This window comes from Bradyrhizobium sp. A11 (genome assembly GCF_042077125.1).
Lineage (GTDB): Bacteria > Pseudomonadota > Alphaproteobacteria > Rhizobiales > Xanthobacteraceae > Bradyrhizobium > Bradyrhizobium japonicum_B.
The window spans coordinates 4,196,830-4,210,337 of sequence record NZ_CP149509.1; the positions used below are offsets into that span (position 1 = coordinate 4,196,830).

At 61.4% G+C, this 13,508-nt stretch carries 12 protein-coding genes; 3 read left to right on the forward strand and 9 right to left on the reverse strand.

All coding sequences use genetic code 11. The features are described from left to right. Positions 1–9 precede the first annotated feature (9 nt). A complete protein-coding gene (locus WI560_RS19635) occupies positions 10–888 on the forward strand; it encodes a branched-chain amino acid ABC transporter permease (protein WP_028138572.1) in 879 nt (292 codons plus the stop codon). Positions 889–890: 2 nt separating this feature from the next. Next, positions 891–1,889, forward strand: a complete 999-nt coding sequence (locus WI560_RS19640) for a branched-chain amino acid ABC transporter permease (RefSeq protein ID WP_375304486.1) — start codon at positions 891–893, stop codon at positions 1,887–1,889. Positions 1,890–1,949: 60 nt separating this feature from the next. Here the strand turns inward: WI560_RS19640 and WI560_RS19645 are convergent, their stop codons facing one another. The 9 genes from WI560_RS19645 to WI560_RS19685 are packed head-to-tail and all read right to left on the reverse strand — an operon-like array spanning position 1,950 to position 12,373. Next, positions 1,950–2,768 carry an NUDIX domain-containing protein gene (locus WI560_RS19645; RefSeq protein WP_375304487.1) on the reverse strand — a complete coding sequence of 273 codons (819 nt, stop codon included), beginning with the start codon at positions 2,766–2,768 and terminating at the stop codon, positions 1,950–1,952. Positions 2,769–2,828: 60 nt separating this feature from the next. After that, the gene (locus WI560_RS19650; protein WP_375304488.1) at positions 2,829–3,635 is read right to left on the reverse strand and encodes an SDR family NAD(P)-dependent oxidoreductase; all 807 of its coding nucleotides are present in this window, start codon (positions 3,633–3,635) and stop codon (positions 2,829–2,831) included. A gap of 11 nt (positions 3,636–3,646) precedes the next feature. After that, a complete protein-coding gene (locus WI560_RS19655) occupies positions 3,647–4,432 on the reverse strand; it encodes an SDR family oxidoreductase (RefSeq protein ID WP_375304489.1) in 786 nt (261 codons plus the stop codon). Between the two features lie 33 nt (positions 4,433–4,465). Beyond that, positions 4,466–5,914 carry an FAD-binding protein gene (locus WI560_RS19660; protein ID WP_375304490.1) on the reverse strand — a complete coding sequence of 483 codons (1,449 nt, stop codon included), beginning with the start codon at positions 5,912–5,914 and terminating at the stop codon, positions 4,466–4,468. After that, the gene (locus tag WI560_RS19665) at positions 5,911–7,560 is read right to left on the reverse strand and encodes an FAD-dependent oxidoreductase (protein WP_375304491.1); all 1,650 of its coding nucleotides are present in this window, start codon (positions 7,558–7,560) and stop codon (positions 5,911–5,913) included. The genes WI560_RS19660 and WI560_RS19665 overlap by 4 nt, the downstream gene beginning before the upstream one ends. Positions 7,561–7,616: 56 nt before the next feature. Next, positions 7,617–8,813 (reverse strand): CaiB/BaiF CoA transferase family protein, encoded by a 1,197-nt coding sequence (locus WI560_RS19670; RefSeq protein WP_375304492.1) that lies wholly within the window; start codon positions 8,811–8,813, stop codon positions 7,617–7,619. A 33-nt stretch (positions 8,814–8,846) separates the two neighbouring features. Beyond that, positions 8,847–10,001 carry an acyl-CoA dehydrogenase family protein gene (locus WI560_RS19675; RefSeq protein WP_375304493.1) on the reverse strand — a complete coding sequence of 385 codons (1,155 nt, stop codon included), beginning with the start codon at positions 9,999–10,001 and terminating at the stop codon, positions 8,847–8,849. Positions 10,002–10,014: 13 nt separating this feature from the next. After that, complete coding sequence (locus WI560_RS19680; RefSeq protein ID WP_375304494.1) at positions 10,015–11,091, reverse strand: acyl-CoA dehydrogenase family protein; 1,077 nt, start codon at positions 11,089–11,091, stop codon at positions 10,015–10,017. Positions 11,092–11,137: 46 nt separating this feature from the next. After that, a complete protein-coding gene (locus WI560_RS19685) occupies positions 11,138–12,373 on the reverse strand; it encodes an ABC transporter substrate-binding protein (RefSeq protein ID WP_375304495.1) in 1,236 nt (411 codons plus the stop codon). Positions 12,374–12,660: 287 nt separating this feature from the next. Between WI560_RS19685 and WI560_RS19690 the strand changes: the two genes are divergently transcribed. Further along, entirely contained in the window at positions 12,661–13,338 is a 678-nt protein-coding gene (locus WI560_RS19690) for a TetR/AcrR family transcriptional regulator (protein ID WP_375304496.1), read from the forward strand. The last annotated feature ends 170 nt before the right edge of the window (positions 13,339–13,508 follow it).

Consider the following 13,508-nt stretch of genomic DNA (forward strand, 5'->3'; position numbering starts at 1 on the left):
GCCGGGACAATGGAACTGTTTACCAACCAGGTCCTGGCCGGCATCGCCACCGGCGCGATCTACGCCTGCATGGCGCTCGCCGTGGTCATGATCTACCAGGCCATCGACCATCTCAACTTCGCGCAAGGCGAGATGGCGATGTTCTCGACCTTCATCTCCTGGCAGCTGATGCAATGGGGCGTGTCCTATTGGGCCGCCTTCCTGATCACGCTGGCATTTTCCTTCGTCGCCGGCATCGCGATCGAGCGCATCCTGTTCAAGCCGCTCGCCAAAGCACCGGTGCTGACCAATGTCGCCGGATTCATCGCGCTGTTCGCCATCATCAACTCCTCGGCCGGCCTGATCTGGGACTTCACCATCAAGCAATATCCGACCCCGTTCGGCTCCTCGCCGTTCCTCGGCAGCCAGCTGATCTCGACCCACCAGGCCGGCATGATCGGCGTCACGATAGCGCTGCTGCTCGCGCTGTATTTCTTCTTCCAGTACACGCGGATCGGTCTTGCGATGCGCGCCGCGGCATCGGTGCCCGAATCGGCCCGCCTCGTCGGCATCAACACGAGCTGGATGATCGCGCTCGGCTGGGGCATGGCGACCGCGATCGGCTCGATCGCCGGCATGCTGATCGCACCGGTGGTGTTCCTGGAGCCCAACATGATGGGCGGCGTCTTGATCTACGGCTTCGCCGCCGCGGTGCTCGGCGGACTGTCGAGCCCGTTCGGCGCCGTGGTTGGCGGCTTCCTGGTCGGAGTGTTCGAGAATCTCGCCGGCACCTACATCCCCGGCGTCGGCAATGAGCTGAAGCTCCCGATCGCGCTCGCGCTGATCATCTCCGTCCTGGTCGTCAAACCCGCTGGCCTGTTCGGCCGGCACATCGTCAAGCGAGTTTGATCATGAGCGCAGCAGAAGAAGTCGTCGCCGAAGGCCACGCGGCGGTCGAGGCGGTTCCGAAGCGGGCCATGACGCTGGGCACCGGCACCTCGCTGGTGGTGCTGTTGGCGCTGTTGATCGTGCCGATGTTCGTCAAGAACTTCATCATCTTCCAGTTGACGATGCTCCTGATCTACGGGCTCGCCGTGCTGGCGCTGAACATCCTGACCGGCGGAAGCGGCCAGTTTTCGCTCGGCCAGAGCGCTTTCTACGCCGTCGGCGCCTATACCTCCGCGGTGCTGATGGAGCACTTCAACGTCAACTACGCGCTGACAATTCCGGTTTCCGCCGCGATCTGCTTCGGCTTCGGATACCTGTTCGGCAAACCGGCGCTGCGGTTGTCGGGCATCTACCTGGCACTCGCGACTTTTGCGCTCGCGACCGCGATGCCGCAGCTGCTGAAGCTGAACTTCCTCGAGCACTGGACCGGCGGCGTGCAGGGCCTCGTCGTCACCAAGCCGGACGCGCCGTTCGGCCTGCCGATGTCTCAGGACATGTGGCTGTACTATTTCACCCTGGCCGTGACGCTCGCGATCTACATCTTCTCGGTCAACCTGCTGCGCTCCCGCTCCGGCCGCGCCTTCATGGCGATCCGCGACAACGAGATCGCGGCTTCCTCGATGGGTGTCAACGTCGCCTTGTACAAGACGCTGGCCTTCGGCGTGTCCGCCGGCATCACCGGCGTCGCCGGCTCGCTCGGCGCCATCGCGGTACAGTTCGTGGCGCCCGACAGCTACACCATCACCCTGGCGATCTCGTTGTTCCTGGGCATGGTGGTCGGGGGCGTCGGCTGGCTGCCCGGCTCGTTCGTCGGCGCGGCCTTCATCATCTTCGTGCCGAACATGGCGGAGAGCATCTCGAAGGGCCTTTCTGGCGCAGTGTTCGGCGTGCTGCTGTTCCTGGTGATCTTCCTCCTGCCACGCGGCTCCCGCCAGATCCTCGACCGATTGACCGCGCGATGAAGAAAGCGAGTCTCGGATTGGCTGACTTCAGAAGTCCCACCAGCGGCCTTCAGGCCTCAGTTAGGAACGACGAGGCACACTGACACTGGCGTGATCTCTGGCTGCCACTTCCGAGAGGGGCTCTTCCACTGACCCATATCCAGCATCTCGGGGAATGGTGAGCACCCTGCCCCCGGGGCGCTGCTCGATCCTGGATTGGACCGTGACGATGGGCCGTTGCTGAGCGCGCGATAGCGCTTCGTTGACATTGCGGCTCTCCGCCAGCAACTGAAGGTTAAGACGGGTCGGAAAGCCGACAATCCGCTCTCTGGCCCGGCCGAGCCGCAACGCCTCAGCAGGCGCGATCCACTCCGCATTTGTGATCTCAAGACCATCGGAAACGGCCTGTTGTTCCGAAGCGACGGCAATCAGATAGAAGTGGGTATCGAACCGCTTCGGCATCGCTTCGGGCGTTATCCAATGGGCGAACGGCACGAGCTGTTTCGCGTCAAAGACGATCCCGGCGCTACGGGCAAAGGTCAGAAAATCAAGGTGACCCTCGCGGATTTCGCGGCGCGCGGTCGTTGCGGTTTCAGCGGCGCAGTCACGAGAAGCCGAGCTTTGCGCCATGAGCAGGCCCGTCTCCTCGAACACCTCACGAATGGCGGCTATTCGCAGAGCACGCTGATCAGTCGGCACCGAGTGCCAGCCATCGACCGTCTCTCCCCATCCGTCATTGCGATCCTCGGGGTCAACCTTTCCGCCAGGGAAGACCAGAGCGCCGGCAGCAAATGTAGACTGCTGGTGCCGGGTCACCATCAGCACCTCGAAAGCCGGTCTATCGCGAACCAGCAAGACCGTGGAGGCGGGAACGGCCCTCGCCGGCGTGGTTCTTTCCATGGCAGGTCATCTTCTTTCTATCGATGGTGGAAGGCAGTCCAGGCCTGACACCGCCGGCGCCTAGACCGCGGAGACAAGGGTAGCGCCCCCCGACACCCGAATGCATTCACCGGTGACGTATCGCGACAGGTCGGTAACAAGAAACTCCAGGACCCCGGCGCAATCTTCCGGTGTTCCCAGCCTGCGCATGGGTGTCAGATCAGCATGGGCTTTCGTTCCCAAATTGCGGGACGCGGCTTGCGCCTTGATGCGCGCGCTTTCGATGATCCCAGGCGAGATGCAGTTGACGCGGATGCCTTCCGGCCCGAGCTCGACCGCGAGCGTTTGCGTGTATCGGATAACCGCGGCCTTGGCGCTATTGTACATCGCCAAACGACCGCTCGAGGGCGTTCTATCAACGCCGTTGGTGGCGATATTCACGATGGCCCCGCCCCGTCCGCGCATCACCGGGACAGCCGCCTGGCAGCAATGGACCATGCTGTAGAAGTTGGCTGCAAAGAGCTTCTCAGTGTCCTCCAACGGGCTCTCGGAAGCCCGACTTCGATCAATCGGAGTAATCGCCCCCCCTGCGTTGTTGACCAGTATGTCTATTTGCCCCATCTGCTCAAACACCGTATTTACCGCGCTCCGCGCAGCGTCCCGTTGGGAGAGATCGGCCTGGATTCCGATGCTTCTACCGCCAAGGCGTTTGACTTCCTCCATCACACTCTCGGCGGAGAGCTTCTCGCCGTGCTTCGAGGCGACGTCGAGATCGACATCGACGATGGCCACGTCGGCTCCCAGGAGCGCCAGGCGCAACGCGTAGGCCCTCCCGATCCCGCCCGCTCCGCCGGTCACTATGGCGACCTTTCCCTGCAGCTTGTCCATGCCTGCTGTCCTCAGTTCAGCGCGCGACCGCCGTTCACGGCCAGATTTTGGCCGGTCACGTAGGCAGCTTCGTCGCTCGCAAGATAGGCGATCGCGCTGGCGATCTCCTCAGGCAGACCGATCCGCCCCATCGGCACCGCATTCACGCTTCGCGCAAGCACATCGGGTGGCAGCGAATCCGTGGCAGCCGTTTTGATCGGACCCGGTGACACCGCATTCACGTTTACTCCAAAGGGCGCCAATTCCACGGCCAGGCTCCGCGTGAAGCCGATGACGCCCGCTTTTGCGGACGCGTACTCAACCATCTTGGGCGTCGGCACAAGCGCGATGCTCGAAGCGATGTTGACGATCTTTCCATACTTGCGGTCCCGCATTCCCTGAACGACCTGGCGAGTGCAGAGCATCGTGCTGAGGAGGGTAACATCGACGATCTTTCGCCATGTCTGCGATGTGGATTCGACGAACTCCGTGTTTCGCCCGCCACCCCCTCCGCCGACGCCGTTGACGAGCACATCCACGCGTCCGAATCGCGACAAGATGCGATCGAAGGCGGCAGCGACCGCATGCTCGTCGGTGCAATCGATTTTCATGCAGACCGCCGAGGCGCCCGCGATTTCGATCATTGCCTCGATGCGATCAACGGCGGGCAACACGTCGACGGCCACGACCGCCTGCGCGCCTTCTCTCGCCAGCCGCAACGCCGTCGCTCCACCGATCCCACCTCCCGCCGCGGTGACGACGACAACCTTTCCGGCAAATCGAGGGGCAAAGACCGTCGGTGAGTGCTCAGTCCCCATCTGCTGTCTCCTTCCAGGGAAATCGTGCGGCTGTCATCGAGCGGAACGAAGATGGCGATCGGGATCGGGTCTCGATGGCATGCCTGGCCTCGGCCGATCGCCGGCCGCCGCGCCTGCGACCCTGCCCGAGATCGCCGCCTTTCCGAGGGCCGATCCACTGAGATACGACCTGCCGTGAAAACCTCCCAGGATTTCGCCGGCCGCAAACAGACCTGGAATGATCTCGCCGAATACATCGAGAACCTGCATCCGGGAATTGACTGTAAGACCGCAATAGGTGGCGGTGATCGCATTCGCGCAAGGAAACGCGTAGAACGGCGCCGAGTCTATGCCGGACAGCGGCGACGCGCTGCCATAGGCCGGCGCGCGCCTGCCGAAATCGCGATCCACTCCGCCATCGAGCAGGTCGCGATTGTATCTGAGAACGGTCTGCTGCAGCGCTCCCTCCGGCACGCCGATCATTTTGCCGAGCTGGTCGAGATCGAGTGCAGTCAGTATCAATCCTCTTTTTAGCGCTCCCTCATAATTGTTGATGGACGACGTCGAGACAGACTGCGCCATGACGTTCGAATCGAACAACTGAAATGCGATGCCGTTGGGTTGGCGAGCACATGACGCGCTTAGCGACTTGTAATTTGCCGATTCGTCGGCGAACCGTACGCCATCGCGGTTCACCATGATGGCGCCTCGGTAGATCGGGAACAGCAAAACTGAGTCCTCGTCCGGTCCCTGCTCGGTGTCCGGAAAACGGCTTGCCGCAACGCCGAAGGTGGCGGTGATATAGCCCATGTCGGCTTGGCCGGCACCGACGCGACCGGCCATCAGGAGGCCATCGCCCGTGTTTCCGGTGCCCCCCAGTTTGAACGCAGCCGAAAGGCCCGGCGCATAGGTTTCGATCAGTCTGGCACTGCGAGAAAAGCCGCCCGTCGCCAGGATGACACCCTTGCGCGCGTGGATCTCTTTTGGGGCACCGTCGACGTTCACAAGCGCGCCGACGACAGCTCCATCTACTGTAATCAGCCGCCCCGCGGCGGTTCGATCGACATATTGGATGCGATTCTCGGCCTCCACTCGCATGTGAAGCGCCTTGATGGCTGCGCCCTGAGCCGTACTATGGACGCGAGGGACCGCTCCTGGGGTCGACGAGATCCCGAGCGAGAACACCACGCCGTTGCTGCGCAGCCATTCGTAAGTCTCGAGTTGCCGGGCGACGTAGGTCTCGATGAGTGCGGGGTCCGCCTTTCCGCCGCCGACCTCGCTCATGTCGCGCCTGAGTGCTTCCGGTCCGTCCACGATTCCGCGGGCGGCTTGCAGATCGGTGCCGGCAAAGGCAAACCCGCCCCCGGCCAGTGCCGAGCTTCCGCCGGCAGACGCCGTCTTTTCGATCAGAACCACTTCGGCACCGCATTCCGCGGCCGCCAATGCCGCACAATGGCCGGCAAGGCCGCTTCCGCAGACCAATACGTCGGTCGACCACGTCATTCTGCGATCTCCCGCGTGCCAGGCTTTGTCGCGCCGTATGCGGCATCCCCGTGACCGGTCACAAGTCTCACCAATCCGGCCGCCCCCTGATCACATGAGGAGCCGCGCCAGGCCACGTGCATGTCGGGGCGAAGAAGAAGGAGTGGTTGCTCGTAGACGTCTCGAAGACGTGGCTCGTCGAGTCTGAGGATCTGGAGCGGGGCGCCGAGCTCGCAGAAGGATTGCTCTATGACGCGAACGTCGGCACCTCCCGAAAGGTCTAGGAGCGTGTAGCCACTTCCGATCACGTCCTGTACCGCGCGCCCGTCCTTCAACCACATGTGCGGCAGCCGCACCCCGGGTCTTGCATGGGGTGTATATCTGGTCGTATCCCAATCGGAATCGTCGTGCGCTTCCGACACGATGATCTTGGAGCCGTGATAGCTATACCCCAGTTCGACACCAACCATTTCGTGAACACGGCGATGGTGCAGGTCAGCCGTCCGTCCGATTTCAGCCCGCAATTGCGAACCGGCCGGCGAATCCTGATTCACCTCCGGGCGCCAAAGCGCGCGCCACATGCCCATTCCGGCTGCAGCCCAACCTGAAGCCTTGACGTTGCGTGCTCCGACCTTTCGGCGCTCCCACTCGTAGCTGTCCAAAAGTGCAGGACCGGCCCAGCCCGCAATCGTGCCTGCCAGCTTCCATGAGAGATCGAGCGCATCTCCTACTCCGGTGTTCATTCCGAGTCCGCCCGTCGGAATCACCAAATGAACGGCGTCGCCGGCCAGAAGAACCCGGCGCTCGCGATAGCGCTCGGCTAGCAGCAGATGCAGCTTCCAATCTGAGACGTTGATAAGGTGGAAATCAAATTCGAAGCCGACTCGCTTACGTACCTCCTGCTCGATGTCAGCTCCTTCGGGTAGGGCGGAATTCAGAGTGAACTCCTTGCGATCGCCTTGAACCACGAATGCGCTCGCTTGCTGATCGGCGACATAGTAGTGCCGTCCCTTCCCTATCGGGATAAGCTCGTAGAGCTGCTCCGACCGGAAAAAGATCTGCCGAGTGGCGCGGATGCCGCCCTGCCCCTCCAACTTGATGCCCAGGCGCTTCCGCACCGTGCTCGTGCCGCCGTCGCAGCCGACCAGGTACGAGCATCGCACCGACCGTTTGAGTCCGTCCTGGGACATCAGGGCCGAAACACCTCGTTCATCCTGTTCGAAATCCGTCAGTTCGCACGCGTACCGAACGGTCAGGTTTGGGGTTGCCTCCGCGACCTCCTTCAGCAGCGGCTCGAGCTTGTTCTGAGAAACGAGTTGATAAGGCTCCAGCGGCTCAGAACCATCCACGCAGCTTGCGATCTTCGCTCTGCATTCCGCGACACTGGGATAGCGAAGGTGTGCGAGAGGAGTGTCGCTCAACCTCGTAACGATGAACACGTCCATGGACGCATCGGGCGGGTATCCCAGCTTCCGGACCTCATCCGCAATGCCCATGCGGCGATAGAATTCCATGGTCCGGGCGTTGGATCGGTCCATTTTCGGCCATGGCTTGGTCACGGGATCCCGCTCGACCAGGAGCGTTCGCACTCCTCGCCGGCTGAGATCGATGGCCAATGTGAGCCCGACCGGTCCCGCCCCCACCACGACGACGTCGAACGTTTCCATGGCACCTCCCCCGGCCGGGCGGATTGGCTCCGCTGTTCGGCACGCCTGACCTCGGTTCAGCTCACGACGCCTGCTCCGCGCAGGCGCTGTATTTCCTCGCCTGCGATGCCGATGCCTCGAAGTATTTCGTCGGTGTGCTCGCCGATTTTTGGCGCGCGCGCGTCCAGTGTCACCGGCGTCTCACCAAACTCGGCACAAAAGCCGAGCGTTCGAATCCTGCCGAATTCGGCGTCTTGGAACACCGGAAACGTTCCGTTGTGCTTTGCTTGCGGATCCTCGAAGAACTGCTCCAGGCTGTTCACCGGTGCCATGGGCACCTCGTTCTTGCGGGCCGCCTGCAGGAACTCTGCAGACGTCATCCGAGCAATGCTCGGCGCCAGCTCGTCATTGAGCTCACCCACGTTCTTCAGTCGATCTCCCGGCTTCGCGAAACGAGGGTCGTTCAGCAGATCGACCCGATTCACGGCCCTGCAGATCCCGCGAAACTGATCGTCCTGGATGATCAATCCGATCACCTTGCCGTCCAGCGTATCGAAGACCCTGTAGATCTGGCGCAGTGGCGGCGGCGCTTCTCGGGAGTCCAGGAAAGTGTGGTTCTTCATCTGCTCTTGCGCGATGAAAGAGGCCCAGGCATCAAGCATCTTGACGACGACCTTCTGGCCTTTGCCCCCGTTCCTCTCGCGTTCCCAGAGCGCCGCCAAGGCCGACATCGCTGCCGACATGGCCGAGACCTTGTCGGCGACCGCGTTGCGTATCGGCTCAGGACTTCCTCCGGCGCCCTGGATGCCCATGAAGCCGACAAGACCTTGAATGACCTGATCGTACGCCGGTTGGTCGCGATAGGGACCGTCCTCCCCGAAGCCCTTGATCGACAGATAAACAAGACCGGGATTCTCCGCCTTGAGCTGGTTGTGGCTCAGGCCAAGACGATCCGTCACGCCCGGGCGGAAGTTCTCGATCAGGAGATCGGCGCGCAGCGCCAGCTGCTTTGCCAGCCGGCGGCCTTCCTCCGACTTGAGATCGATCACGATGCTGCGTTTGTTTCGGTTATACTGGGAGAAATAAGCGCCCAAACCCCTGTGGTGCGGGAAGACTGCCCGCATCACGTCGCCGCCGATCGCTTCGACCTTGACGACATCTGCTCCCAGATCTGCGAATATCTGGCTTGCCATGGGTCCAGAGACCATCGTGGAAAGATCCAGCACGGTCAGCCCTTCGCAAGGACCGCCCCGCCTTCTTTCGACGTCCGTCATGCGATGTCCTTTCGAGACGAAACTGTCTGCCTGCTAGTTCAATTCCTTCTGGGAATAGTCCAGAAGAGACCGCGCAACGATGAGCCGGTTGACGTCGCCGGCGCCTTCGAAGATGTCGAAAATGCGCGCGTCTCGGAACCATTTCTCGGCAAGGTATTCTTCCGACAGGCCTTCCGGCCCCAGCAGCTCCATGCATCCTTGCGTTATCTTGCGGGCCGCCTTGCCCCCGAGCGCCTTCGACATCGCCGCCTCGACCTTCGTGGCGCCGTTGTTGGTCCCTCCGACGTGCTCCAGCCATTTGCATCGAAGGATTGTCAGCGAAGTCGCTTCATAGAGCGCTTCCATTCGGATCAGTCGATCCTCGATCGCCGAGCGCGCCCTGATACCTTTTGCATAATCCAGCACCTGCTCCTTGCCGAGGAGCTTTTCCCGCGTAAATTCCAGCAGAGATCCCGCGACGGCGAGGCCCATCGCAGCAACGCCCGGACGCGTTCCGTTGAATACGATCATCGTCTTCTTGAAGTCGACGTCGATCTTGTTGATTGACGGCACCCGGCAGTCCTGCAGAACGAAATCGGCCGTATCCCAGCTGCGGATACCCATCTTCTTGACCTGGCCGAGCTCGGTGAGACCCTTCATGCCTTTCTCGATGACGAAGCCCATGAACGGTCGCGCGCCGTTCTTCTCTTGTCCCCGCACGAGAACCAAGGCACCATCGGACGCTCCGAAGGCCGAACAGTAGATCTTCTCCGCGTTGAGGATCCACTCATCCGTCGCCTCGTCGTAGCGGGCACTGCCGCGGATCATCGACGGATCCGATCCGGCCCCCGGCTCCGTCAGAGCAATTGACAACAGCTTGTTGCCGAACAGCTTGCGTTGCTCGTCGTTGCCCGCGTACCGAACGATCTTGTCGCCAAGATGCTTCTTGATCCTGCGCATCCTGACGTCGCCCCGAGCGGTCTCCATCGTGACGAGGTGCTCGACGATCACCCTGCCGCTCGTCTCGGCCTCGATAGCGTCGAGCATCTCGAGTGGATCGGGACGATCCTTCACCTCGGCGAAAACCTTGGGTTCGATTTCGTCCTCGTGCTTGTCGTAGTACCGCGAATACGTACGACCGATCTCGGCCTCGTCTCTGGCGAGAGCGGCAATCTTCTTGTCGGCGTCAGTAAGGCTGAAATCCACCATGTCCCGTCTCCTCTCAAACGCCGGCAATACCTTCAAGAACGGAAAGTGAGCGCGCGTTGCGATACCACATCTCGATCGGATGAGCCCTAACGAAGCCGTGGCCGCCGAACGCTTGCACCCCCTCGTCCGCGATGCCGAGCACCTGCTCCGCCGCATAGGTGTAGGCAAGTTGAGCCGATCGCGTTGCATTTTGCGACGTCTCCAACTGCCATGCGGCGTACCAGCTCATCCAGCGCATGGCCTCGACCTCGATGTGCATGTCGGCGATTCGAAAGGCGATGGCCTGCTTACGCGCCAGCGCCGTGCCGTGGACGACGCGATCCTTGGTATAGGGAATGACATATTCAAGGACGCTGCGGCCAAGGCCCGTGGCGATGGCAGACAGCCCCACTCTTCCGGCATCGATGATCTTCTGAACGTCACAGCCGTTATGTTCACCCAGTCGCATGGAAGCAGGCACCCTGACGCCCTCAAAATGGACCTCTGCGAGTCCCAGGCCGACGAGGCCGAGCGTTCCCTTCGGGTCCTGCACCCGCACTCCCTTCGAGCCGCGCGGCACGATGAACGCGTCGAGGCTTTCTCCGCTTTCTGCGACGACGAGAAAATGTGAACATTCGGCCGCAAGCGGCACAAACGCCTTCGTCCCCTCGAGCACGTAGTCGTCACCGGCCTTGGAGGCCCGGGTCCGCAGACGAGAGACGTCGGCGTCGAACGAAGGCTCCATTACCAGCACGGCCGCCGCCTTGTACGCCGGACCTGCGAATTCCTTGACGATCGCCTCGCGCTGCTTCGAGGAGCCCTGGTCCACAATCGCTTGGACGAATCCCATCGGCGCCGCGAGCGCCAGCGCCAAAGTCGCGTCCCCCGCGGCAAGCTCCTCGAGCAAGATGGCATTCAGGACAGGCGAGCGCCCCTCTTCCGCGGCCTGCGCCTGCACGATTTCGGTCGACCAAAGTGTATCGAGCACGTCTCGTCCGATCTTTGCGTCGTCATCCGCCTTTCGCGCCATCGGACGCAGGACATTCTGCCCGAACTCGCGAAGCGTCGATTGCGCGATCTGCTGCTCTTCTGACAATTCAAACGTGATCACGCTGTGCGCTCCTTGAGGTATTCTTGATCGAAGGTTCAGGACATTCTTAGAGATCGTCGAGCGCGACGGGCTTCGAGATCGGAACCCATGTTCGTCCATCGAATCTGGCAAGCTGAAGATTGTGAATCGCACGGTAGTCGGTCGGGCTAATGGATACTTCGATCCCGTCGACGAAGAGCGGAGGCACGATGCCGCGAATGGTCGTCGCCTGCTTCAGCAGGTTTTCCCGCGTGAGTTCGTCGCCGCATCGCTTGAGTACCTGCTCGATCATGTAGGCATTGTTGTAGCCAGGAACCGTGGTGGTATTCTCGAGAGCGACGTTCGGAAGATACTTCCTGGCAAACTCGATGTAATCCTTCACCGCGGGCGTGTCGGCTTCGGCGGGATCCGTGACATTGCGCTCCCAGCGCGCAGTGATGAGGCCGATGGAGTTGTCTAATCCAGCCGGAACAAGCGTTGTACCAATCGAGCTCGCGTTCCCCGCTATGACGTAAAGTGGCCGCCAATCCAGCGCAGCCGCCTTTCGGATCCCCTGCGCCGCAAATTTCGATTGGGTGATCTGCACGAGGACGTCGGCTCCGGACGCTTTCAGCTCGACCATCTGACTTTCGATCGTGGGCTCGCTGAGCTCGTGGGACAACTCCCTGACGATCATCGCCTGAGCCCGATCGCCAAGACTGGCCCTGATGCCCTTGACGAAGTCCCGGCCCAGATCGTCGTTGGAGTAATGAAGAGCTATCTTCGCCGACGGCTTTTGTTCGAGCACGTACCTGCCGAAAACTTTTCCCTGGGCCACGTACAGCGGATAGAATGGTACGATCCACGGATAGTTCTTCGGATCGTTGAATTTCTCGATGCCGGAGGTGAGAAACAGATTCGGAACGCGCTTCGAATTGAGATACTTCTGGACTGCCAAACCGGGAGCTGATCCGAACGATCCGGCGATCGCAAACACCTCGTCGGATTCGACAAGCCGCCTCGTCTGCTCGAGCGCTTTAGCCGGACTGAATGCATTGTCGAGCGAGATCAGGTTGATCATTCGCCCGTTGATTCCTCCGCGCTCGTTGACCATGCGGAAGTATGCCGTTTGTGCCTCGCTGTAGACCGCCGCGCTCGAGACCGGACCGCTATAAGCGCCGGTCGTACCGAGCTTGATCTCGGTGGCGGTAACGCCCACTTCTTGACGCCCAGCCTGAACCTGGGTGATGCCCCAAGACGCCGTCGCCGCAAGCGAACAAGCCCCTCTCAACATGTGCCGGCGCGAAATGTGACGCACCTTCATCCTCCGGTCCTACCCTCGTGGGCTTAATCCTCCATAGGCCAAGGACGCACCTCGGGGCAAGCACAATTTGCACGACTGTGCGAAATGCAACGGAGCCATTCGCGTTCATGCAGCGAGGCCCTCGGATCGCCCCCCGCACGCATATCCGTCGCCCCCGCGTCCTCCTCGGCAAGGCGCCGGAGCTGGATAAGGCGCCAATTGCCGGAGGCATCGGCTTGCAATTGCGTCCCGGCTGTTTTCTAGTGAAAAGGTCTTGAATCGCCGGATTCCCGGGCGGAAGGAACATCATGGCCAAAACGGCAAAAAAACCGCAGAAGCGTCCAGGCAGAATCGCCCGGCAAGCCGATCTGCTGACAACCGTCTACAAGGTCGTTTCCGAATTCGGCATCGATGCAGCCAGCATGCGGCAGATCGCGACGAGGGCGAAAGTCAGCACCGGGACGATCAACTATCATTTCCGCAATAAGGAAAGGCTGGTCATGGAAGCGCTCCAGGCGGCCTATCAGAAGACACTCCCGGATGCGGACTCTTCGCACACGCCGCTTGAACGGCTGAAGGGATTTGCCTTCGGATATATTCTGCACGAGCCGAACGACCGTTTCTGGCGGTTCTGGATGAACTACACGGTTTACGGTTCGAGGAACGAGGAGCTCCGCAACCATCAGGTCCATTGGTTCAAGAAGCAGCAGGCGTTCTGGACAAAGCTGGTAAAAGAGGCCGTCAAGGGCAATGAACTGCCGGAGCAGCTCGACCCGGCAGATACGGCCGAGCAGCTCCTTATCTTTGCACATGGCCTCATGGTGCGGCAGATACTTCAGCCCGACAAAAGGAGCCAAGCCCACTGCCGCAAGCTACTCGAGCAATACTTCGAACGCCTTGAAACGGAAACCGGCGAGCGTAAAGCCGAGGTCGACGGTTCGCGAGAACTCACCGTGCTGTCCCGTCGAGGTAAGGCGGCCGCCTAGTCGAGCTGCCGATTTCCGGGCTCCGGAACTCCCGCAATTGCGGACAAGTTGGTCTCAGTAAGAGCCTGGCCGAGCCCATCAATAGGGGCGACCTGGCTTGATCGCCGGACCCTGGACATCGTCCCCACTGCGTGCCGGTGCCATTGCAGGCTCCGGCTCTCTCTGCACCT